The organism is Rhodococcus gannanensis, assembly GCF_042681175.1.
Classification (GTDB): Bacteria; Actinomycetota; Actinomycetes; order Mycobacteriales; family Mycobacteriaceae; genus Rhodococcus_G; species Rhodococcus_G gannanensis.
Window position 1 is genome coordinate 617527 of the sequence record NZ_JBHUFB010000009.1, and the last position, 22695, is coordinate 640221.

A 22695-nucleotide genomic window follows, 5' to 3' on the forward strand; every position below is an offset into this window, starting at 1 on the left:
GCCTCGTGTCCGATCGTTTCCAAGTCGACCTCACCGGCATGGTCGACCTGCTCTCCCGGCATCTCTACTCCGGTCCGCAGGTGTTCCTGCGTGAGCTCGTCCAGAACGCGGCGGACGCCGTTACCGCGCGGCGCGAGCTCGACCCCACGGCGGAGGCACGGATCCGGCTGAGCACGGACACCGACGCGAGCGGGCGCCCGACGCTCGAGGTCACGGACACGGGCATCGGCCTCACCGCCGACGAAGCCGCGGAACTGCTCGCAACCATCGGACGGTCCTCGAAGCGAGATCCGATGCTCGGACTCGGGCGAACCGAGTTCATCGGACAGTTCGGAATCGGCCTGCTCGCGGCGTTCATGGTTGCCGACCGCATCGAGGTGCGGTCGCGGAGCGCGCGGCACGATGCACCGGCGATCCACTGGATCGGATGCGCGGACGGCACCTTCGAGGTGAGCGAGGACGCCGATTCCGACGCGCCGGTGGGCACGTCGGTGTCGTTGACGGCTCGCCGTGACACCGAGCACTGGCTCGCGACCGACACCGTGCTCTCGCTCGCCCAGGAGTACGGATCGCTGCTCCCCTTCGACGTCGCCGTACGAGTACCGGTCGCCGGCTCGTCGCCGATGTGGCGGCGCATCACCCAACCCGAACTGCTTTGGCGGACAGCGCATCCGACACGCACTGCACGTGACAGGGCACTCGCCGAATACTGCGAGCGGACGTTCGGGTTCACTCCGCTCACCCACATCGATCTCGACCTTCCCGTGGCCGGGGTGTCCGGGGTCGCGTTCGTTCTGCCGCAGGCTGTCTCGCCCGGTTCGGGTCAGCACCGCGTCTACACCAAGCGGATGCTGCTCGGGCCGCGTGTCGACAATGTGCTGCCGGAGTGGGCGTTCTTCACCCGAGCGGTGCTCGACACGAGCACCCTCTCGCCGACGGCGTCACGCGAACAGATCCATGACGACGACGCACTGCTCGGGGTGCGCGACGCGCTCGGCGAGCAGATCAAGCGGTGGGCGGTCGACACGCTGAGCGAACCGAGTGCACTCGGCCGGTCCGTGCTCGACATCCATCACCTCGCGCTGCGCGCACTCGCGCTCACCGACAACGACGTGCTCGACCTGGTGGCGAGGGTGCTGCCGTTCGAGACGACGGACCAGCCCATGACCCTGGCCGAGGCAGCCCGAAACGGCGAGATCGTCTACACGACAACCACCGAGGCGTACCGACGGATCGCGGCCGTCGCACGAGCACAGGGCCTGGTGGTCGTGAACGCAGGCTACGTCTACGACGCCGACATCATGGACCGCCTCGCCCAGCGTCGTGGCTGGCGAACCCGGGAGTTGCAGAGTTCCGACCTCGTGCAGGTGCTCGGGGTGCCGGGTGTCGCGCGGGAGATGGAACTCGCGTCGGCGGTCGCGCACGCACGCGATCTGCTCGCGGAGGACGACTGTGACGTGGTCGTGCGTACCTTCTCGCCGAACACTGTGCCCGCGGTCCTGCTGCGTGACTCGGAGTCCGAGCACCGGCGCGACCGTGACCGGGAGCGCGCGGCCTCACCCGACCTCTGGGGTGGGCTGCTCGACTCTTTCGCGGAAGACGCTCCGGCGCGCACTCGTACGCTCGTCCTCAACGACGACGCCGCTGTCGCCCGCCGGCTCCTCGGCGCCCCGCACGGGGACGTCTTCGCGGCTGGCCTGCGGTCGCTGTACCTCTCCGCCGTCATGCTCGCAGGCGACGGGCTCCGGTCCGCCGAGTCTGCCGCGCTCTCCGAATCGCTCGGCGTCCTGCTCGACGCCTCACTTCGGGCACCTGCACTCGAATCCGACCACTCTCGACAGGAAGACACCCCGTGACCACCACTGCCGCTCTCGAACTCGGTGACATCCGACGGATGCCCTACGGGGTCGCTCGTATCGCCGCTGCCGAGGCCGTGACACGCAGAGTCGAGGCGGAGGGACCTCGCGACCTGCTCGCGGAAGCGCTGCTCGACCTGGTCGAGGCGTACACCTACGCCGGCGAGGGCGCGAAGTCGTTCGTCGTGTTCGCGCGCGCGCTGCGCCTCTGGGACGAAAGCCCCGAACTGTTCGACGACCAGGACGAGCACAACCTGTTCTGGGAGTTCAAATGGGTTGCCTCCGACCTTCCGCACTACCCCCAGATCACGGCGGAACAGGGTGCGGCGTTCCTGGAGGACATGGAGCGCCGGTACCGGCTCGTCGGGCACGGCCTGTCCGCGGTGCGGATGAGCCGATTCCGCTGGGACTGGCACACCGGCCGCCCGGATGCCGAGGACACGCGACTCGCGTGGATCGCACAAGCGCGCGACGAGTTCGACGACTGCCGCGCGTGCACCATCGGCCAGCAGGTCCTCTACTTCGCCGAGACCGGACGTCACGCCGAGGCCGTCGCGCTCGGCCTGACGCAGGACGACAGCTGCAACCTCGAGCCGACCATCACCCACCACGCCGTCGCCCTCTCGGCGTTGCTCGCCGGCGATCCGGAGCTCGCGCTGGACCAGCACCGCCGGGCACTCGCCTCACTCGACACCAGCAACCGGGAACTCGCGCCGTCGCGTGGCCAGGCTTTCGAGATGCTCGCCCGCGGTGGACATCTCGAACGAGCGTTGCGCGTCTTGCGCAACGACGACGTCGTGCTGCTCGACCACGCTCCGACGCCGCTGAAGCGTCTCTACTTCCTGGTCGGGGTGCTGGCGGGGCTCTCGGCCAATCTCGACCACGCCGACACCGTCACCGGCTTGCGTGAACCGGAGCGCCGCACCGTGGCCGCACTCCACGCGTGGGTGCGCGCGCAGGCCGACGAGCTCGCCGCGCGGTTCGACACTCGCAACGGAAACCGCTACTTCACCCATCTGATCGCTCGGGCTCTCACCGCGACGCGCACGGATCGTCCGCTCGACTTCGAGAGCACGGGAACGACCGCCGCCTCCGCGGCGCCATCGGGTGTCGTTTCTGCCGCTGCCGACGCGGGTGCGGACGACTCGGGTGACGACCGATTCGCGCGCGCCGAGACGCTCGCCTCGCGACGGGACCACCAGGCTGCGCGTGCCGAATATAATGCGGCCGCAGTACGATTCGAGGCCGACGGACTCCTCGACCGCGCCGGCCTCGCCTACGCCGAAGCCGCCCAGTGTGCGGCGGAAACAGGCGACGAGGACGCCGCACACGAGATGTTCGGCGCGGCGGTTCCTCGACTCGTCGCCGGCGGAGCACCCGACGACATCGTCGCTGCCGTCCTCACCGCCTGGGCGCCGCTCGCCGTACGGATGGATGCCATCGGTGAACTGCTCCCGACGCTGGCCGCGTCGCTGGCACGCATCGAACGGCCGCTCGACACCACCGATCTCACCGAGGACCTCGCCGAGCGTCGCCGCGCAGAACACGGGCGGACGGTCGCCACGGTGCGTGACACGCTCGCCCGCACACTCGCGGGCGCTCCGACGTCGCAGATTCCTGCCGACCTCGAAGCAGTGAATCCCGCTGACGAAGCCCTGCGGGCGGGCGAGGAGTTCGCCCGGCTCGGCCTCGTCGTCGATGCCGCGCACGCCTTCTGGCTCGCGGGGAGGGTGCAACGTGCAGTGGGCGTGACCGATGCCGCGCTCTGGGCGCTGGAGTCGGCGTTCGAGGGATTCACCGCATCGGGCCACGCCGCCGGACGCGCCGAGGTCGCGGGAGAACTCATCGAGCTCCTACGTGCGAGCGGTCAGACCGACCGGGCCGACCAGATCACCGCTCAGCTCACACGGTGACGCAACATCGGCAGGTCGACACTCGTACGGTCGCTCGCGTCGGTCGCAAAGCCCGACGCGGAATCGTGTTCATGACAAGGGGTTCGAGATCGTCCTGCTCGTCGGCGCACTTCTCGGATTGATCTTTCCGATCAGTGGACCGGTGTCGACCGTGATGATGGTGGCCATCGCAATGATGGGGACCGGCATCATCTGGCAGGGCACCAGGAATCTGCACCGGGACAGCTGAGCCGGGATCCTTCGCGCGGGAGACGCGTTACGCGGTCTCCAGCTTGTCGAGGATCGGGCGCAAGCGCGCAAGAGAGCGTTCGTCCTCGACCGCGACGTCGCCGCTGCAGTCGAAGCGTTCGTCGCGGTCGACGAGTGACCGGAGCGCCGCTGCGACCGCGTTGCGAACCGGTTCCGTTGCCGCCGTCAGCCGTTCGGCTAGCGCGAGGCCCTGGGCGCGAGCGTGCCGGTCGGTCACGGCACGGGTGACGACCTTCACGATTCGTGCTGGAGTACCGGGCAGGGCCAGCCCGATGTCGAGGAGGGCGATCGCGGCGACGGCGCTCGTCTTGGCCATCGGGCCGTTGTAGTCCCTGCGGTCGGTGAGGACGAGATCGGTGAGCAGCGACTCGAGGTCGGTGCACACGTGGGGTGGCAGCAACTGCTGTGCGCGCCACTCGAGCGCGAGCCCGATGGCCTCCGCGACGGGGCCGCGACCGGCGTCGATGGCGGCGCGCAATACGGTCCAGCCGGACTCCGCCTGACGCGAATCGGCGGCGGCGAGGATGCGTAGTGCGGTGACCTGATCTTCCCTCTGATAGTCGGCCGTCGCGGGTTCCGTGCCCACGAGACTGAGGCACCAGTCGAGGAAGCGCGGATCGGTGCGGTCGGCCCAGTGCGCCAACACGTCCGACTCCCGGTACTGGAGGTCGGCGCCGAGGACACGGTGGAAGTCGTCCGGGTCATTCGTCAAGCGTGCGAGAGCGAGCAGCACACTCACATCGCAGGCGCTCACCTCGCGGATTCGGTCGATGCTGGTGGTGTCGTGCCACGCGGCTAGTGCAGCAGCGGCCTGCTTCGGCTCGGCGGCGAGCAGATCCCGGATCTCGGGCAACGCGGAAGCAGTTGCGTCGGCCGGCCAGGAGGCGAGCAACTCCACGAGGTGTCCGGCGCCGTCGCGGGACGGATCGGCCGGTGGATCCTGTCGGAGCGCCTGCCGGATACCCGCGACGAGCATGGTCGCGGACGGGGCGTGCTCACGCAGGAGCGCATAGCCGAGCGCGGAACGTCCCGATGCCGATGTGGACACCATGAGGCCGCGTGCGGCGGGGTTCGAGAGGAGCGCCTGGGCCATCGGACGGGTCCACCGGCCGTCTCCCGCCTGCAGCAGGGCGAATCCGGCATCGGCCCGGGCGTCGGTGTCGAACGTGCTCGACCCGACCGCGGATGTGGCACCGGCAGTGACCTTCTCGGCGAGAGCGACCAGCGCATCGCGCAACTCGGGGGTGGCCGGGCACTGCCGGAGAGCTGCGATCATCACCTCCGGCTCGGCCTCGGGCAGCGCGGCGAGTGCGAGCAACCGGCGGATCGCGGCAGGAGCGCTGCCCCGCGAAGAGAGAACGACGTCGACGAGGCCCGCGATTGTCGCCTCATCCGGTGCGGGCAGCGCCGCCAGCACGTGAGCGGCCGCCTCCGGGTTGGCGTCGCTCAACCACTCCGGCAGGTTGGCGACACCGAACGCGATGAGTGGCGCCACCTCGACAGCAAGCTCCCAGCCCGCCGTCAGTGCGTCGAGGTCGGCGGTGTCGGTGCCTCCGGCCGCGATCCGCGCGAGCGTCGCCGCCATCGCGAGGCCCGGATCACCGTCGGCGAGAGCGGCCGGGACGTCGACACCGAGCGTCGTGAGCGCGGCGACACAGGCCTGTTCGACCTGTCCCGCCGGGCGGGCGCCCGCCCGTGCCGTGAGGGTCCCGACGGCTGCGGAGTCGGCCGGGCGCGCCGTGGCCTGCAGCAGCGCCGCCGCCGCGGCCTCCGGCCCGTCGCCGGAGATCAGTGATCGCACGTGCGCCGCGATCCGGGGCAACGACTCTCGGGCCGATCGGACGACGGCGGCCGTGTCGTCGTCGACCAGCTCGACCTGTTCGTACTCGTTCACGACATCGGCGAACATCAACAGCAGCCATGCTGTGTTCTCCGCATCCGCGGACTCCCCTGCGCCGAGCAGCGATGCGATCGACGTCATCGCGGGCGGTGTCGAGTCGTAGAGAGTCCCCTGATGCAACACCGCCGCCCACAGTTGGTGCAGGGACTCCTCGACGGTCTCCGCGTCGGTCAGCCGCTCGATCCAGCCGGGCACGTCACCGGCATCGCCGTACGCGTGCTCCAGCGTCGACCAGTCGACCTCGACGAGATGGTTCGGAACGTCCCTGCTGTTCATCTCCGATGTCGCTCAGGCCACCGAGGTACGTGCCTGCGTGATGAGGTGCTCGACGAGCGTGATCAGGACGGCCTTGCACGACTCGCGATCCCGCGCGTCGCACAGCACGATCGGGGTTCGCGCGTCGAGGTCGAGGGCGTCGCGCACTTCGTCGATGGTGTAGTTCTGGGCGTCCTCGAAGCAGTTCACCGCGACCGTGAACGCGACCCCACGTCGTTCGAAGAAGTCGATGGCGGCGAACGAGTTGTCCAGCCGGCGGGTGTCGGCGAGGACGACCGCGCCGAGGGCGCCGCGCACGAGTTCGTCCCACAGGAACCAGAATCGGTCCTGCCCCGGCGTGCCGAACAGGTACAGGACGAGGCTCGGGTCGAGGGTGATGCGGCCGAAGTCCAGGGCCACCGTGGTCGTGGTCTTGCCCTCGACACCCGACAGATCGTCGATGCCGGTGGACAATTCGGTGATCATTTCCTCGGTCCGCAGCGGCGTGATCTCGCTGACCGAGGACACCATCGTGGTCTTGCCGACCCCGAAGCCGCCGGCTACGAGGATCTTGACCGACGCAGCCAGGTCGGTGGAGGACGCATCGTCATGCATAGTGATCTACAGCTTTCGGATTCCGGCGAGTACTGCTTGCAGGATGTTCAGATCGTCGGACACGGCGATGCCGTTGTCGAAGTCACTGGTGGCGGGCGACCGGAAGTTCAGCAGCCCCTCGGTGATGAGGTCACCGACCAGGATCTTGGTCACCGCCAGTGGCAGATTCAGGTGCGCCGACACCTCGGCCACCGACTGCGCGTCGCGGCACAGACGGACGATCTCGGAGTACTCCGGTTCGAGGTACCGCAGCCGAGGGCCGGGTGTCACGGTCACCACGAGGGTGAGCATGTCGAGCTCGTGCCCAGCGCCCATGGTGCGGCCCCGCGTCACGGCGTACGGGCGGACCAGGGGACCGGCTGCATCGTCGAACAGCGGTTGGCCCATGTCTGTCACGGAACCTACGCTCCGTGCTCGGCGACGCTGGCGCGAGGATCGGTGGACAGATGGCTGCCGATGCGCTGCACGGTCAGGTTCATCTCGTACGCGACCATCCCCAGATTCGCTGTGGCGCTCGCCTGCAACGCGATACACGCGTTGTTTCCGGCCGCCGTCACGAACAGCACCGCGTTCTCGAGTTCGATGACGGCCTGGCGAACGCCGCCGCCCTCGAATCGGGCGCCCGCGCTGCGTGCCAGGCCGTACAGGGTCGCGGACATGGCGCCGAAGTGCTCGGCGTCCTCGCGGCTCATCGTCGTCGATCGGCCCAGCAGCAGTCCGTCGGTCGACAGCACGACCGCGTAACGCACCCCGGCGAGACGATTGACCAGATCGTCGAGAAGCCAGTTGAGCTCGCCTGAGTTGGGAGTCGTCACCTTCACCCTTCTTCACCTTCCGTCTCGTCCCTGGATGTGAACCCGTCCGGGTTCTCGGACTTTCGACCCTGCTGTGTGCCGTATGCGATGGCGGACATGAGATCCCGTGCCTGCTCGGCAGTCCGAGGTGCCTGCTGCGGTTCCGTTTCGACAGGCCGGTCCTCGGCCAGTTCCGGCGCCAGGTTGGCTTGCCTGCGACGACGCGGCAGGCTCGGGCGCGTGGCGCCGTCGGCGCCAGTCGCCGGACGTGGAGCAGGAGACTCGGGCTCGACCGCGGGCGCTACCGGCTCGTACGACGTGACTGTCGGGGCCGGGTCGGTGCGGGGGGTGCTCTCGAACCACTTGCCCGTCGACTGCTGCGGTGCCGCGACCCGCCTCACGGTGGGAGGTTCGGGATCCGCCGGTGTCAGGATCGCGGTACCACCGGACGGCGAGGCGGGCTCGGGAGAGGTGAGCGCCGGCCGTGCGCCGGCCGTCGGGCTCGCGGGCAGGCGTCCGGCGGGTCGATTCGGCATGTGTCCTGCCGTGGGGGCCGCATCGCCTGCGACGACCGAGTGCGGCAGCAGCACGATGGCGCGGATACCGCCGTACTCGGATTCGGAGAGCTGAATGCGGATCTCGTGCCGCGCGGCCAGCTGCGACACGATGAACAGACCCAGGCGTGACGTGGCCGAGAGTGTTTCGACGGCGAAGTCCGGGGGAGTGCGCAGCATCTCGTTGACGCGGTCGAGTTCCTCGGCGGACATTCCGATGCCCTGGTCGGTGATCTCGATCGCGACGCCCTTGCCGACCACGTTGCCCGTCACCTCCACGCGAGAATCGGGCGGGGAGAAGGCGGTCGCGTTGTCGACCAGTTCGGCGAGGAGGTGGATGAGGTCGGCGACCACGTTGCCGACGATGAACACCTGGGGCATGCGGCGGGTGTACACGCGGGTGTACTCGAGGCTCTCACCGATCGCGCTGCGCACCAGGTCGACCATCGGGACCGGGGTCCGCCACTGGCGCCCGGGCTCGCCGCCACCGAGGATGATGAGGTTCTCGGCGTTGCGGCGTTCGCGGGTGGCGAGGTGGTCCAGTCGGAAGAACGTCTCCAACATGGCGGGATCCTCCTGACGCTGTTCGGCCTCGTCGAGGACCTCGAGTTGCCGGTGCACGACCATCTGGCTTCGGTGGGCGATGTTGAGGAACACCGCGCGAACTCCCTCACGCGTGCGGGCCTCGGTGACCGCGGCGGTGACCGCTGCCTCGTGTGCGCTGTTGAAGGCCTTTGCCACGGAGCCGATCTCGTCGGTGCCGAAGTCCAGGTGCGCGGCCTTGGGGTCGAACTCCTCACCGGCGGCGAGCTTGCGCATGGTTTCGGGCAGTTCGACCTCGGCGAGGTCGAGGGTTTCCTTGCGCAGGCGCTTGAGTCGGCCGATCAGTCGATTGGCCAGCCACAGTGACAGCAGGAAGGCGAAGAGGGCCAGTACGAACACGACGCCTGCCACCCACGCCGAGTTCCACGCGGTGCGCTGACCTCCCTCCGCGGCGATCTCGTTGGCGCGGTCGTTCAGGTCCCTCCAGGCGTCGATCACGCCCGTGTAGAGCTGGTCCTGTGCCGCAGTCCACTCGGCGAAGGTCATCGGTGCGGGCGGGACGTCGCCGTCGCGGTCGGCCTCGGGCGGGTTGATGAGGTAGTCCTCCATCGCCGCCACCTGCTGCCATGCGGGCGACGCCAGTACTGCCTTGATCTTCTCGGCGGCCGGGTCGGTGCCCAGGTCGGCGGCGAGCTGGGGCAGTGCGGTTCGGTAGGAGCCGACCAGGTTTCGATACTCGTCACGGAGCGGACCGCCTGCGAGCTTCCCTTCGGTCTCGGCGGCGGTGAGCGCCGACGACCGCGAGATTCCCTCCATCGCGTGGAGGACACGGACGCCGTTGATCAGTGCGACGGAGGTCTCCGCGTCGGGCGCGTTGGACGTGACCAGGTTCGTGCCGAGCGCGACTGCGTCGAGAATGGCGTTGAACAGGCCGTACGTGTCCTGGAGCGGCATTCGTCCCGCATCGATCTGACCGCGGATCTGGGGCAGGCTGCCGAGCAGGGTCTCGAAGCCACCCGTGTCGGCGCCCATGGCGCCCTGTGACACGTCCTGCATCCTCGCGGAGTAGGGGGCCAGTTCCGCGAACGCGGTGTCGAGGTTGTTGCGCGCGGCGGCGAGCGCGGCGGGATCGACCCGCTCACCGGCGAGCTGCCACAGCGACAGCATCCGCTCCTGTTCGACACCGGCGACCACGGCACCGGCGTGGCCGACGGCTTCCAGGTTCGCGTCGGCCCACTGTTCGGCCTGACGGCCCTCACGAATCAGATACCCCGCGGTGCCGACACCGATACCGAGCAACGCCAGGCTCGGAATCAATGCGATTGCCAGAACCCGGGCTCGGATACCGAGGCGCTTTTTCAGCATCGGGGGAATATAGCCTGTTCGAATTCGACCGTGTCACTCGGTCCCACGTGCCGGCCCGCTCGATTGAGCAGGGCCGCTTGGTGTTTAACCGCGTGCTGTGACAACGGCATTGTGCATTGGACGGCTAACGAAATTCTCGCTTCGGGAAATGCCGGAGTCGATCGAGGCGCGGCCATGAATTGATTGTGAATTCAATCTGTCGGATCGGCGGCCGCGACGCCAACCAACGGTGGGAATGCGAGCGGGACCCGCCTTCCAGCGGTTGCAACAGGTCACGCCGCCGCATACAGTCCCGATCGCGCTCCTACCCGGGAGTTACCCGAGGCCTGTCGACGTCGGCTTCGGATGTGGCAGTCAACGCACGGAACACGTCTGTCCACCGACGTGTCCGCACCGCCCCCCGGGAGGAGGGATCCCTTGGCATTGCGGGTATTTCGCCAGGTCAGGGTTGCGCGCAATTCCGAGCGCGGCAGCGCCCACCATCCGTGACCGGTGTCGGTCCTCCGGCATCGGCACACGAAGTCGGCATCGCGATGAGCGGCGCGGTGCAGCCCTGCCGCCGCATGCCCCGCAGGGGTGGGCATGCGGCGGCGCCGGGCTCGTTCGAGAGCCCGGATCCACGTGCTGGGACGTCGCGGCACTCGGGGGTTGCGGGGCGGGGTGGTCGTGCAGACTCGGACGATGTCCGCCGAGAAGTGCCCGCACGCCGCCGTGAGTTCGCCCGACACCGGTGCGACCACCGGCGTCGCCATCCTGTCGGGGCGCGGTGAGCCGGTCCCGACTCCTCGGTTTCGGCTGCCGCTGCTGGGGGATCTGCTGAGCGTGGATCCGGCGAAACCGGTGCAGAAGGAAATGAGGATGGCCGCCGACCTCGGCCCGATCTTCGAGCGGAAGATCGTGTCGACGCGGCTGGTGGTGGTGTCGGGTGTCGACCTGGTGGCCGAGGTGAACGACGAAGCGGCGTGGGCGAAGTCGCTGGGCGCACCGATCCGTAAGCTGCGCTCGGTCGCGGCGGACGGCCTGTTCACGGCGTACAACAGCGAACCGAACTGGGCGAAGGCGCAGCGAATCCTGAACCCGGGTTTCAGCCAGGCCGCGCTGCGGAACTACCACGGGTCGATGCTGCGGATGCTCGAGCAGATGACCGGGTCGTGGGATGCGGCGGCCGAGGAGGGCGCCCGGGTCGACGTCGCGGCGGACACGACGCGACTCGCGCTCGACGTGATCGGGTCGGCCGGGTTCGGTCACGACTTCGGATCCTTCGCTCGAGCGGCGGGCGACGACCCGTTCGTCGATGCGATGTCACGGGTGTTGGCGCACGTGAACAGGACGTCGAACGACATGCCGCTCCTGCGGACGGTGCTGGGACGCAAGGCGGACGCGCAGCACCGGGCGGACATCGCGTTGATGCACCGGGTGGTCGACGACGTGATCGCGCAGAGACGGCAGGATCCCGACGTGGAGCATCGCGACCTCCTGGACCTGATGTTGCACTCGACCGACCCCGAGACGGGTGAGCTGCTCGATCCCGTGAACGTCCGCAACCAGGTGGTGACCTTCCTCATCGCGGGCAACGAGACGACGGCGGGCACCCTCGCGTTCGCGCTGTACTTCCTGGCGCGGCACCCCGAGGTGGCCGCGGCGGCGCGCGCAGAGATCGACGGCGTGGTGCCGGGGGACGGACCGATCGCATTCGAGCAGGTCGGCAAGCTGCGGTATCTGCGGCGGGTGGTCGACGAGACGCTGCGGTTGTGGCCGGCCGCCCCGGGCTACTTCAGGAAGGTCCGCCACGACACGACGCTCGGCGGCCGATACCGGATGCCGAAGGGCTCGTGGGTGTTCGTGCTGTTGCCGCAGCTGCATCGCGATCCGGTGTGGGGACCGGATCCGGACCGCTTCGATCCGGACAGGTTCCTGCCGGAGGCGGTGCGGGCGCGGCCGGCGCACGCGTACCGGCCGTTCGGGACGGGGCCACGGTCCTGCATCGGCAGGCAGTTCGCGTTGCACGAGGCGGTGCTCGCGCTGGCGGTCCTGCTGCGTCGATACGAGTTGGAGCCCGATCCCGGATACGAGCTGGACGTGCGGGAAGCCATCACGCTGAAGCCGCAGGGATTCGAGTTGCGTCTCCGCCGCAGGGGCTAGGATTCCGCGGCTGCGCGAGGTCTGCGTGGATGGATCGGCTGTGACGGGCTGCGGTGTGGGTGTTCCTCGCGGGAGCGCCGGGTTTGGGGTGAAACGTGAACGAGTGGCATCTGATCGAGACGTTGGCGGGGGACACGCCGACGGTGGTGAGCACTGGTGGAGTGGTCAAGGCGTGGTCGTCGCTGTCCCGGCTCGCCCCGGCCCTCACCGCCGACGTCGTCGCGCTGATCGCGGAGGTGCAGCGCTCCCGTCGCCGTGCCGTACGGCTCGCGTCCAGCAGGAAAGGGAGGTTCCGGCTGGAGGCCTTCCCGGTCCTCGGCCCGTCGGGGGACGTGCACGGGATTCAGTTGTGGATCGGTGAGCAGGGCACGCCGGTCGCGGCGCCCCGGATCGCGTCGGGCATCTCGTGGCTGTTGCACCGCCTGGTGATCGCGCAGACCCTCGAGGCGTCGATGATGTCGGGTGTACTGCCCGCCGATCACGTGCCCGAGCGGACGGTCGCGGAGTACTACGCGAAGGCGGTGAAGTTCGACGAGTCCGAGTCCCTCTTCGCGCTGGCCCTGGCACCCGAGCACGGCAGGCAGTGGGACGCGGACATGAGTGTGCTGCACGCGGACGGTCGAATCATGCGATGGCACTGCTGGGGTCGTGGCCGTACCGACGGTGACGACACCGGGATCCGCCTGCTGTGGCACGACGTCACCGACACGGAGGCACCGCGGAAGCCGACGCCGGCGGAACTCGGGATGCAGGAGTCGATGCGGACCGTGGGCGTCTACACGGCGATCGTGATGACGGGTCCGGCGGTCCCGGCGATGTGGTTGCCGGATGCGCCGCCGTGGGTGCGGTGGCGGAACGCGACCGGCGGGAACAAGGTCATCCACCCGGACGACCACTGCCTGTTGCACCGGGCGCAGGAGAAGTTCGATGCCGGTGATCCGACCCCGGTCGACGTGGTGGCCAGGCTGTCGGCGGGGGAGGACCGGTGGACGGCGTCGAAGGTACGCATCCTGCCGTATCCGGGGGCGCTGTCGGATCGGCTGGCGATCGTGCAGGTGTCGGAGCTCTGAGAACGGAGGACTTCGGGACCGCTGGCCGCAGCCGAAGGGCAGCAACGGTTTTCGATCAGTCCGAGGAGACCTCGTGGCCCTGTCCGAACGTCATGCAGAGGCGGGTGCACTGCTCGGCGAGCTCCAGCGGGGTCTCGTCCTGGTCCGCGAGCCAGTTGTCGATGAGGTGGTTGACGCCTCCGGCGACGAAGCGGGCGACCTGCCGTCGGTCGATGCCGGGCCGGGGGTCGAACCCGGGAACGTCCGAGCCGTACCGGACGATCAGTTCCGCGACCATGTTGAGGCTGTCGACGCGTCGGGTCTCGAGCCCGGGTACGCCTGCGAGGTCCGTCCGCATGATGTGGTGGATGTCCGGATCGTCGGCGATCACGCAGAGGAAGGCTGTGAGGGCAGCGCGCAGTTTGTCCTCGAGGCCGCCGTCCGCGCTGCGACTGGAGTCGACGAGCGTCGTGAACAGTTTGTCGCGGACCTCGTCGGCGACGGCGACGATCAGCGCGTCGCGGTTGGCGAACTGCTCGTAGAAGTAGCGGGGTTGCAGGCCCGCGGCTGCGCACACGCCCCGGACGGTCACCTCGCCGAGTCCCGCGCGGCCCCAGGCGTGGCGGCCGGCGTCGAGGAGCTTGCGGCGGCGCTCGGCGCGGCGATCGTCCGCGCTCACTCCGCCGTAGTCCCGCACCGCCTGTCCACGCACCATTGACAGCACTCTACCGCCGCCCTATGTTTTGGAACACAAGCGTTGCCCAAATGGGTGTCGATCGAGGGGGTGTTCCGTTGGCGTCTGCGATTCCCGCACGTCATCCGTCCGAGCCGTGCGACGTCCCGCCCGGGATCAGGCTCTTCAGTCTCATGATGGGCATCCGGAAACCCGACGCCACCCAGTTCCGACGCCTCGGTGAATGCCTCACCGAAGGCGACCCCCTCGCGGATCGGCTCGTCGAGTGGATGTACACGGTCGGATCCGCCTCGGCGCGCCCGTTGTTCGAGCGCGCCCTCGCGGACGGCATCGACACGGTCGACGACGCGCCGGAACCGTTGCGCGCCTTCTTCGACGAGGTGGAAGCGACCCCGGCATGGGTCGACCGGGACAAGATCGCGCTCGGTGCGGAGGTCATGCGCGGCGGCGGAGCGGACGGCCTGTACGTTGCCCGCGACGTCGCCCTGCTCGGCGGCTACATGTTCGCCGGGTTCAACCAGACCCTGCTGCGCACGGGCGCACTGGAGAAGGGGTCGAACGCGCGCTTCGCGGAGACGGCGCAGTGGGCCCTCGACGTCATCACCGAGCGGGGGCTCGAATCACGCGGCGTCGGCTACCGCTCGACGGTGCACGTCCGGTTCATCCACGCGATGGTGCGGCGTCACGTCGGGAACCTCCCCGACTGGGACGTCGACGCCTGGGGTGTGCCGATCAACCAAACCGACATGGCGGCAACACTTGTCGGGGCGCTCGTCGCCCCGATCATGGGCGGTGTCGGGCTCGGCAAGTTCCATACGCCGCAGGAGTACGAGGCCGTCGCCCACCTGACGCGCTACGTCGGATGGCTGATGGGTGTGCAGGACGAGTTCCTGCCCAAGAACTTTCGCGACTCGATCCGGGTCCTGTTCCACACGTCATGTGCGCTCTCCACGCCCGACGAGACCACCAGGCAGCTCTCACTTCCGATGATCGACGACCCGCTCGGCTGGCACTACGAGACGCTGCCGGGTCTGCGGCGCCGCATCGCACGGTCCCAGCACCTGTCGATCACCGGGACGTTCCTCGGCCCGGCCGCGATGCGGACGCTGGGGCTGCCCGCGCTGGTGGTGCCCTGGTACCCGCTGCTGAAGTTCCCGGTCAACGCGGTCCGTTCGGTGGCCGCGCTCCGCCCGGGTGGGCGTGCCCGGGCCGCTGTTCGTGGCATGGCGGAGCACGAGAAGTTCATGCGCACGATGCTCGACAGCGACGCGACGATCGGTCACTCCGCCGCGGGGATCACCCACCGGGCGGCGTGACCCGGCCGGTGCTCAGGCGCCCGGAGGCTCGGTGTCCGGTGGCGTGGCGTCCGGATCCGGTGCACCTCCACTGCGGATCTCGATCGCCACGACGGATTCGTGCAGCTTCTTCCCCAGGATGCGACTGCCGAACACGGTGAGCACCCCGGCGAGGGCCTTCCCCTTGAGGTTCTTGCCGTCGCGGACCACGTCGACGTCGATGTCGGTCGTACCCCCGGGCTGCTGCGTGAGGGTGTAGGTGTGGCCGGAGGCCCCGCCCCACAGGTTGGACTCGGTGGTCGTCATCACCACGCGATGCGGGTCGGTCCAGTCGTAGTGCAGGCGCTCCCAGATGCCGTTCGAGCCTTCCGTGACATCGGCGTCGTGATCGCCCACCTGGTGTACCTGCAGGTATTCGTCCGTGCTGTTGCCGAACAGGTCGCCGCGTCCCGGCCCGAAGTCGGTCAGTCCGGCGAGGAACTGCTCGGGGGTGGCGGTGGTGGTGTCGTGAAGGTGGATCGTGGTCATGGCGTCTCCAAGTCGGTGAGCCGGTTTCCGTCCGATCGAGGGCGGTGATCCATCCAGGACACCACGCGGAGGCACGGCAGGGAAGGGCTGCGGGGTGACCGATCGCCCCGACGCGGTCGGTCGGGAGACGGTACGTCACGGCCGGTGACGAGGCCGCGGCTCGGTCACCGGAGCAGCGCCACCCCGTCGCCGGTGAGCTCACCGGCAACGCTGTCGGCGCGACCGGTCATGGTGAGCAGTAGCGCCTCGCCGGTGCCGAACACCGCGCGTCCGTGCCCGGCGGACCACTCGGTGTCGGTTGCGACGAGCCGCACACCGCGGGTGCGGCGGGCGCCGCCGATGACGGGACTGTGTCGGGCGAAGTTCAGTGAGGCGCGCAGTCGGTCCTCGGGGATCGTGCGCGTCAGTGCGAGTGGGCGGCGGACGTCCTGTTGATGGACGAGACATTCGATCAGCGCGACTCGGCACCCGTAGAGCGCCGCCGCGCCCGTCGGCTCGGCGTCCGACCGCAGGAGCGCGACCAGTCGGTCGGCCGTCAGGTCGGGGTGCTCGCGCAGACCGTCGGCGTTCAGGCAGTCGACGTTCCAGTGGGACCGAATCATGTTCAGTGTCAGACCGCTTCGTGACTGTCCGAGGTAGATCACGGTGTGGGCGACGACGTCGCGTACCGACCACCCGGGGCAACGGCTCGGCGCGGCCCACTGCTCCGGCGTCAGTACGGCCGCGAGGTCGGCGAACTCCGATCGCTCCGCGCGCGCATGGTCCCGAACGGACCACGGTCGGTGAAAGGCCATTGATCGACGCTAGCCCGGCAGGGTGCCCGCCCGGGGCGAGCGGCGACCTCGCGGCAGCGTGACCCACGACACACGCAGGTCCGGGTGGGTGAGGCGGTCCACAGCGGATCGGTGACCGGCTTGTTGACCCGAAACGGGCCTTCAATATGCTGGTAACCGCGCACGCCTGTTTCCGTGCCTCGCGCGAACCGGTTCACACCGATCCGGAACGCTCCGACGCGGTGATGTGCGCCTCATCAAGCCGGCATCCAACCCACGGACCGCCGCATGAGCCCAGTAAGGACAGAGGAGCGCAGTGAGCACAGCGGAACTTACCCAGTGGAACTCCGAGGAGGCTCTTGCAGAGGCGATGATTCCGATCATCGGCGGTCTGCACCGGACGCACTCGGTGACGGTTCTGCTCCACAGCCGCTCGCTGGTGAACCGGTCGGTCATCCAGATCCTGCGCACCCACCGCTTCGCTCGGCAGATCCGCGGCGACGAGCTGTCGGTCGAGGAGACCTTCCCGTTCCTCCAGGCGCTGACGGATCTCGACCTGCGCCCCTCGAAGATCGACCTCGGCCTGCTGGTGTCGGCGTACCACGCCCACGGTGAGGGCACCTCGATCCCCGAGTTCGTCGCGCAGCGTCTCGCCGACCTCGTCGGTGGCGCCCAGACGAGCCCGGCGAAGCCGCAGGACGTGGTCCTCTACGGCTTCGGACGCATCGGTCGCCTCGTCGCCCGTCTGCTCATCGAGAAGGCCGGCTCCGGCAACGGGCTGAACCTGCGGGCCGTCGTGGTCCGCAAGGGTGGCGACGACGACCTGGTCAAGCGCGCCTCGCTGCTGCGCCGCGACTCCGTCCACGGGCAGTTCAACGGCACGATCAAGGTCGACGCCGAGAACAGCACGCTGACCGCCAACGGCAACGTCATCAAGTTCATCTACAGCAACGACCCGACCACCGTCGACTACACCGAGTACGGCATCGACAACGCCATCCTCGTCGACAACACCGGTATCTGGCGCGACCGCGACGGGCTGTCGAAGCACCTGCGCCCCGGCATCGCGAAGGTCCTGCTCACCGCTCCCGGCAAGGGCGACGTCCCGAACATCGTGCACGGCGTCAACCACCGCAGCCTCGACCAGGACGAGAAGATCGTGTCGTGCGCGTCCTGCACCACGAACGCCATCGTCCCGCCGCTGAAGACCATGGACGACGAGTTCGGGGTCTCGCGCGGCCACGTCGAGACGGTGCACTCGTTCACCAACGACCAGAACCTGCTGGACAACTACCACAAGGCAGACCGTCGTGGTCGTTCCGCGCCGTTCAACCTGGTGCTCACCGAGACCGGTGCCGCGTCGGCCGTCGCGAAGGCCCTCCCGGACCTGAAGGCGAAGATCACCGGCAACTCCATCCGCGTTCCCACGCCGGACGTGTCCGTCGCGATCCTGCACCTGCAGCTGAACCGCGAGACCACGAAGGCAGAGGTCGTCGAGCACCTGCGTCAGGAGTCGCTGACCGGTGAGCTGAGCCGGAACCTCGACTTCACGGCCGCGACCGACGCCGTGTCGAGCGACTTCATCGGCTCGCGGGCGGCGTGCATCGTCGACGCGAACGCGACCATCGTCGAGGGCGACACCGCCATCCTCTACGTCTGGTACGACAACGAGTTCGGCTACTCCTGCCAGGTTGTGCGCACCGTGCAGTACCTGTCCGGCGTCGAGTACCCGATCTACCCGATGGTCGAGGCGGCGGACCTGGCGTCCGTCTGACGACACCGTAGTTCTCCGGCGACGCCCGGGAGGAGCCGTACCGGTTCCTCCCGGGCGTTGCTGCATTCGGAGGCGGCCACGTGGGACCACCGGATGTCGGGTGGCGGGTCCCGCCCATTAGAGTCCCCGTGTGATTTCGCGTGAGGGCATCTTGGAACGGTCGGCCGACGGCAGCGATCGCTACCCGCTTCTGACCATCCGCGAGTTCTTCGACGGCAACTCCGCCGAGGACTCGATCGCCCCGAATCAGTACGGATACGGGCGTCCCGACCTCGCCGAGATCGCGCGCCGCCTCGACGCGCTCGCCGCCGATCGGGCGGTCGCGTGGATCTGCGTCCAGCCGCACGAGGAGATGTTCGTGGACGGCTACGACGGAGTCGCCGCCGAAGGCATCGCGATCTGCACCACCTTGGCAGCGGAGGACGTCGACGCCCGTCTCGACGTGGAGAGTCTGCAGGCGGGGCCGACGTGGGAGGGCCTGGTCTACGACCTCGACGACTTCTGCGACGTCCCGGCCGTCCCGGCGGGCCACCGCGTGCTGTCCCTCGTGTGGGACTGAACTCCCGGGCAGGACTCCGGCCCGGACGGCGAGGTCACGCCGCCGACGATCAGCCCCGGCCTGCGGCGGCGCGCACCGCTGCCTGCACCCCGTGCCCGGCCGCGACGAGCGGCTCGGTGGAGCGCATCGTCCGGCTCAGCACGAAGGCGCCTTCGAGTGCGGTGAGGGTGACGATCGCCAGCCGTCGGCACTCGTCGTCGTCGAGACCGAGTGGGCCGAACCACGCCGCGAGTCCTGCGAGCCAGCTCTCGAAGACGCCTGCGGCTTCGATCCGCAGTCGCTCGTTGGTGCTCGCGACCTCGAGCGCGATCGTCTCGATGGAGCACGCCTCCGCGTAGTCCTGGGACTCCAGCAGGGCGCCCGCGTTCTCGAACAGCTGCGGGATGCCGCCGAGGGGGTCGGTGTCCGCGAGTTGCGCGCCCACGAACTCGCCGTAGCGGATGCCCTCGAACCGGATCACCTCGACGCTGATGGACTCCTTGCCGCCGGGAAAGTGGTGGTAGATGGATCCGAACGGCGCGTTCGCCGCCGCGGAGATCTGCTTCAGACCGGTGGCGGGCATGCCCTGTCGCCGGTACAGCTCCGCGGTGGCCTCCAGGATCCGGTCGCGGGTGCTCGGCTCTGCCATCGGACTTCTCCTCTTGCGGGTCGCTGCACGTCAGCCTACCGTGGCTGGATAGAACGTTCTTTCCAGGCCCTGTCCAGGAGGATGACGTGCTTTCTGTGGAAACCACCTCCGGCCCGGTCGCCTACGAGGACACCGGCGGCGACGGGCCCGTACTCGTGTTCGGTCACGGTCTGCTCATGGACGGCAGGCAGTGGCGCAAGGTGATTCCCGAGCTGTCCGAATACCGTTGCATCACACCGACGTTGCCGATGGGTGCACACACCGCCCCGATGCACGAGGACGCCGATCTCACCGAGACGGGCGTCGCGAACATCCTCGCCGACTTCCTCGACGTCCTCGACCTCGACGACGTGACGCTCGTCCTCAACGACTGGGGTGGAGGGCAGTTCGTGATCTCCGAGGGGCGGGACAAGCGCATCGGAAAGCTGGTGCTGGTCTCGTGCACCGCCTTCGACAACTACCCGCCCGCCCCGGCTCGGCCGGCGGCCCTGCTGTGCCGAATCCCCGGCGGCGGATGGCTGCTCACTCGACTCTTCGGCACCCGGCTCTTCCGGCACAACAAGCGCGCCTACGGGGTGCTCGCGAAGCGGGGAGTACCGGATTCGCTGTTCGACGAGTGGTTCCGGCCCGCCACCCGGGACCCGGAGATCCGCCGCGATCTGGTCAAGTTCGCCACCGGGGCGCCGTCGAAGGCGCGGCTGCTCGAGATGTCCGAGCGGATGCGCTCGTTCGACCGGCCGGTGCTCGTCGTCTGGGCGCGGGAGGACCGAATGATGCCGCTCGCCCACGCCGACCGGCTCGTCGAGCTGTTCCCGAACGCGTCGAAGATCGTGGTGGATGACTCGTGGACGCTCATCCCGGAAGACCAGCCCGAGACGATGGTCGAGGTGCTGCGCACGTTCGTCGGCTGACTGCGCGTCGGGGTTGCCGCGCGGCGATGAGTTTGCGGTACTCGAACGGTCTACAGGTCAGTTCACCCGACCACGAGGAGATGCACCATGACCGCCACCGTCGACACCCGCACGATCAGCGTCCCCGGCGCCACCCTCACCTACGACGTCCATCCCGCCGTCGGCGATCGGCCGCCGCTGTTCGTCTTCGGATCCCCGATGGAGGCCGAGGCGTTCGGCACCCTCCGCGGGCACTTCGCCGACCGCACCGTGATCACCTACGACCCGCGCGGGGCCGGACGCAGCACCGTCGACGATCCGACCTCTCAGTCGACCCCCCTCGAACACGCCACCGACCTGCAGGCAGTGCTCGACGCCACCGGTCTTGGCGAGATCGACGTGTTCGCGACCAGCGGCGGTGCCGTGAACGCGCTCGTCTGGGTAGCTGCCCACCGGCCGAACGTGCGGGTCCTGGTCGCGCACGAGCCTCCTGCCACCCAGTTCGTCCCCGACCGCGAGATCGTCGAGGCCGTGGTCAACGACATCGCGGACACCTACCAGGCTGCAGGTGAGGGACCCGCGATGGCGAAGTTCATCGCGCTCGTCTCGCACGAGGGCCCGTTCCCCGGTGACTACCTCGACGCACCCGCACCCGACCCGGCCATGTTCGGGATGTCCGCCGAGGACGACGGCTCCCGCACGAGTCCGCTGCTGGGCCAGAACATGCGGACCTGCTGCCCGTTCGTCCACGACGTCGACGCGCTGACGGCGGCCCCGACCCGGATCGTCGTCGCCGCCGGCGCGGCCTCGGGTGAGCAGTTCGCCGCCCGAGCTGCGCGGGCGCTCGCCACTACGGGCGGATTCGAGCAGGTCGTGCTTCCCGGCGATCACGCCGGATTCCTCGGCGGCGAGTACGGGCAGGTCGGTGAACCCGACGCGTTCGCCGACGCGCTGCACGGCGTCCTCGACAGCTGACGGGAGACCGCGGCGGTGTGACGGATGATCGACGGATGCCGTCCGCACAGACTCGACCGACCATCGTTCGCGACGCGTACGCCGAACGATCCCGTGAGTACACCGAACTCTTCGGGTCGATGGAGTCGGTGCATCCGTCCGATCGGGTGCTGGTGGGCAGTTGGGCCGAATCCCTGACCGGCCCGGTGCTCGACGCCGGATGCGGGCCGGGTCAGTGGACGGACGCCCTCGCGTCGGCGGGCCTGACTGCGCGGGGCATCGACCTGGTCCCCGAGTTCGTCGAGCGGGCCCGGCGGGAGTATCCACACCGCGACTTCGTGGTCGGAAGCGTCGACGACCTGGACGCCGCGGACGGATCGCTCGGCGGGATACTCGCCTGGTACTCGCTGATCCACAATGATCCCCGGGACATTCGGGTCACGCTCGCCGAGTTCGCCCGGGTGATCCGGCCCGGAGGTGGGTTGCTGATCGGGTTCTTCGAGGGCGCGCGGATCGAACCGTTCGACCACGCGGTCACGACGGCGTACCGGTGGCCCGTGGCCGAACTGGGCCGCGAACTGGACGCGACCGGATTCGAGGTCGTCGAGACCCACACGCGCACCGCAGCCGGAGCGCGACCACACGGTGCGATCGTCGCGCGGCGGGCGCTCTGACCCTGCGGGGGCGGTGTCGGAGCGCGACAATCCCAGCATGGACACGCAGCGCGGATTCGAGCGGCTGGTCAACTTCAGCGACGCGGTGGTCGCGATCGCGGCGACGCTCCTCGTCCTCCCGCTCGTCGAGATCGTCGCGCCGGAACGGGACCTCTCGGTCCGGGAACTGCTCGCGGAACACCGGAGCGACCTGTTCGCGTTCGTGCTCGGCTTCCTCGTCATCTATCAGCTGTGGCTGCTGCACCACGGCTTGTTCCGGAACCTGCGCGGCTACGACAGTGCACTGATCTGGACGAACTTCGTGTGGCTGCTGAGCATCGTTTTCCTGCCGTTCGCGACGAAGCTGCTCGCCCGGGGCGAGGGATTCGAACGCGGCACCGCTGCGCTGTACATCGGCACGATCGCCGTCGCCGTCGCCATGATCACCGCCGCGCGGATCGTCGTGGTCCGGCACCCGGAACTGGAGTTCGACGACGCGCGGGGCAGCACGCGCGTGCTGCCGTCCGCGGTGGCGACGGGTATCGCCTTCGCAGCGCTCGCGCTGTCACTGCTGTTCCCCGCCGTCGGGATCTGGTTCCTGGTGGCGTTCGCGTTCTCCGGTGTGATCACCGATCTGATCCGACGTGTGGTGAGCAGTCGGCGTGGATCCGAACGGGTGCCCTAGCGCGGGCTGCGGAGAATGTCGCGCCGG

Annotated in this window: 20 protein-coding genes; 11 read left to right on the forward strand and 9 right to left on the reverse strand. The window is 68.9% G+C overall.

Annotated features, from left to right (window positions below; translation table 11 throughout):
- The first annotated feature begins 5 nt into the window (after positions 1-5).
- Both ACFSJG_RS09660 and ACFSJG_RS09665 read left to right on the forward strand, forming a co-directional pair.
- Entirely contained in the window at positions 6-1856 is a 1851-nt protein-coding gene (locus ACFSJG_RS09660) for an HSP90 family protein (protein ID WP_378484979.1), read from the forward strand.
- Entirely contained in the window at positions 1853-3769 is a 1917-nt protein-coding gene (locus ACFSJG_RS09665; protein WP_378484980.1) for a hypothetical protein, read from the forward strand. The genes ACFSJG_RS09660 and ACFSJG_RS09665 overlap by 4 nt, the downstream gene beginning before the upstream one ends.
- 256 nt (positions 3770-4025) lie before the next feature.
- Here the strand turns inward: ACFSJG_RS09665 and ACFSJG_RS09670 are convergent, their stop codons facing one another.
- Genes ACFSJG_RS09670 through ACFSJG_RS09690 form a run of 5 tightly spaced genes read right to left on the reverse strand, consistent with a single transcriptional unit; the run spans position 4026 to position 10044 of the window.
- Complete coding sequence (locus ACFSJG_RS09670) at positions 4026-6194, reverse strand: hypothetical protein (RefSeq protein ID WP_378484981.1); 2169 nt, start codon at positions 6192-6194, stop codon at positions 4026-4028.
- Between the two features lie 12 nt (positions 6195-6206).
- Positions 6207-6788, reverse strand: coding sequence for a GTP-binding protein (locus ACFSJG_RS09675; RefSeq protein WP_378484982.1), 582 nt, complete (start codon positions 6786-6788; stop codon positions 6207-6209).
- 6 nt (positions 6789-6794) lie between these two features.
- On the reverse strand, positions 6795-7184 hold the full coding sequence (locus ACFSJG_RS09680; RefSeq protein WP_378484983.1) for a DUF742 domain-containing protein: 390 nt from the start codon (positions 7182-7184) through the stop codon (positions 6795-6797).
- 5 nt (positions 7185-7189) lie between these two features.
- The gene (locus ACFSJG_RS09685; protein WP_378484984.1) at positions 7190-7603 is read right to left on the reverse strand and encodes a roadblock/LC7 domain-containing protein; all 414 of its coding nucleotides are present in this window, start codon (positions 7601-7603) and stop codon (positions 7190-7192) included.
- A gap of 2 nt (positions 7604-7605) precedes the next feature.
- A complete protein-coding gene (locus ACFSJG_RS09690) occupies positions 7606-10044 on the reverse strand; it encodes a sensor histidine kinase (RefSeq protein ID WP_378484985.1) in 2439 nt (812 codons plus the stop codon).
- A gap of 681 nt (positions 10045-10725) precedes the next feature.
- Here ACFSJG_RS09690 and ACFSJG_RS09695 point away from each other — a divergent pair.
- On the forward strand, positions 10726-12186 hold the full coding sequence (locus ACFSJG_RS09695; RefSeq protein WP_378484986.1) for a cytochrome P450: 1461 nt from the start codon (positions 10726-10728) through the stop codon (positions 12184-12186).
- Positions 12187-12281: 95 nt separating this feature from the next.
- Positions 12282-13256 (forward strand): GAF domain-containing protein, encoded by a 975-nt coding sequence (locus ACFSJG_RS09700; RefSeq protein WP_378484987.1) that lies wholly within the window; start codon positions 12282-12284, stop codon positions 13254-13256.
- 55 nt (positions 13257-13311) lie between these two features.
- Here the strand turns inward: ACFSJG_RS09700 and ACFSJG_RS09705 are convergent, their stop codons facing one another.
- Positions 13312-13950, reverse strand: a complete 639-nt coding sequence (locus ACFSJG_RS09705; protein ID WP_378484988.1) for a TetR/AcrR family transcriptional regulator — start codon at positions 13948-13950, stop codon at positions 13312-13314.
- 155 nt (positions 13951-14105) lie between these two features.
- Here ACFSJG_RS09705 and ACFSJG_RS09710 point away from each other — a divergent pair, with 155 nt between their 5' ends.
- A complete protein-coding gene (locus tag ACFSJG_RS09710; protein ID WP_378484989.1) occupies positions 14106-15245 on the forward strand; it encodes an oxygenase MpaB family protein in 1140 nt (379 codons plus the stop codon).
- 12 nt (positions 15246-15257) lie between these two features.
- Here ACFSJG_RS09710 and ACFSJG_RS09715 read toward each other — a convergent pair whose 3' ends face one another.
- On the reverse strand, positions 15258-15752 hold the full coding sequence (locus tag ACFSJG_RS09715) for a hypothetical protein (protein WP_378484990.1): 495 nt from the start codon (positions 15750-15752) through the stop codon (positions 15258-15260).
- A gap of 164 nt (positions 15753-15916) precedes the next feature.
- On the reverse strand, positions 15917-16546 hold the full coding sequence (locus ACFSJG_RS09720) for a maleylpyruvate isomerase family mycothiol-dependent enzyme (RefSeq protein WP_378484991.1): 630 nt from the start codon (positions 16544-16546) through the stop codon (positions 15917-15919).
- Between the two features lie 295 nt (positions 16547-16841).
- Here ACFSJG_RS09720 and ACFSJG_RS09725 point away from each other — a divergent pair, with 295 nt between their 5' ends.
- Together ACFSJG_RS09725 and ACFSJG_RS09730 are read left to right on the forward strand one after the other, a co-directional pair.
- Complete coding sequence (locus tag ACFSJG_RS09725) at positions 16842-18299, forward strand: glyceraldehyde-3-phosphate dehydrogenase (RefSeq protein ID WP_378484992.1); 1458 nt, start codon at positions 16842-16844, stop codon at positions 18297-18299.
- 130 nt (positions 18300-18429) lie between these two features.
- Complete coding sequence (locus ACFSJG_RS09730) at positions 18430-18858, forward strand: hypothetical protein (protein WP_378484993.1); 429 nt, start codon at positions 18430-18432, stop codon at positions 18856-18858.
- A gap of 49 nt (positions 18859-18907) precedes the next feature.
- Here ACFSJG_RS09730 and ACFSJG_RS09735 read toward each other — a convergent pair whose 3' ends face one another.
- Positions 18908-19486: a TetR/AcrR family transcriptional regulator gene (locus ACFSJG_RS09735; RefSeq protein ID WP_378484994.1), complete on the reverse strand. Its 579-nt coding sequence runs from the start codon at positions 19484-19486 to the stop codon at positions 18908-18910.
- An 86-nt stretch (positions 19487-19572) separates the two neighbouring features.
- Here ACFSJG_RS09735 and ACFSJG_RS09740 point away from each other — a divergent pair, with 86 nt between their 5' ends.
- The 4 genes from ACFSJG_RS09740 (at position 19573) to ACFSJG_RS09755 (ending at position 22668) form a co-directional block, all read left to right on the forward strand.
- Entirely contained in the window at positions 19573-20397 is an 825-nt protein-coding gene (locus tag ACFSJG_RS09740; protein WP_378484995.1) for an alpha/beta fold hydrolase, read from the forward strand.
- An 87-nt stretch (positions 20398-20484) separates the two neighbouring features.
- Positions 20485-21351 (forward strand): alpha/beta fold hydrolase, encoded by an 867-nt coding sequence (locus ACFSJG_RS09745; RefSeq protein WP_378484996.1) that lies wholly within the window; start codon positions 20485-20487, stop codon positions 21349-21351.
- Between the two features lie 35 nt (positions 21352-21386).
- Positions 21387-22004, forward strand: a complete 618-nt coding sequence (locus tag ACFSJG_RS09750; protein WP_378484997.1) for a class I SAM-dependent methyltransferase — start codon at positions 21387-21389, stop codon at positions 22002-22004.
- Between the two features lie 37 nt (positions 22005-22041).
- Positions 22042-22668 (forward strand): TMEM175 family protein, encoded by a 627-nt coding sequence (locus ACFSJG_RS09755; protein WP_378484998.1) that lies wholly within the window; start codon positions 22042-22044, stop codon positions 22666-22668.
- Positions 22669-22695 lie beyond the last annotated feature (27 nt).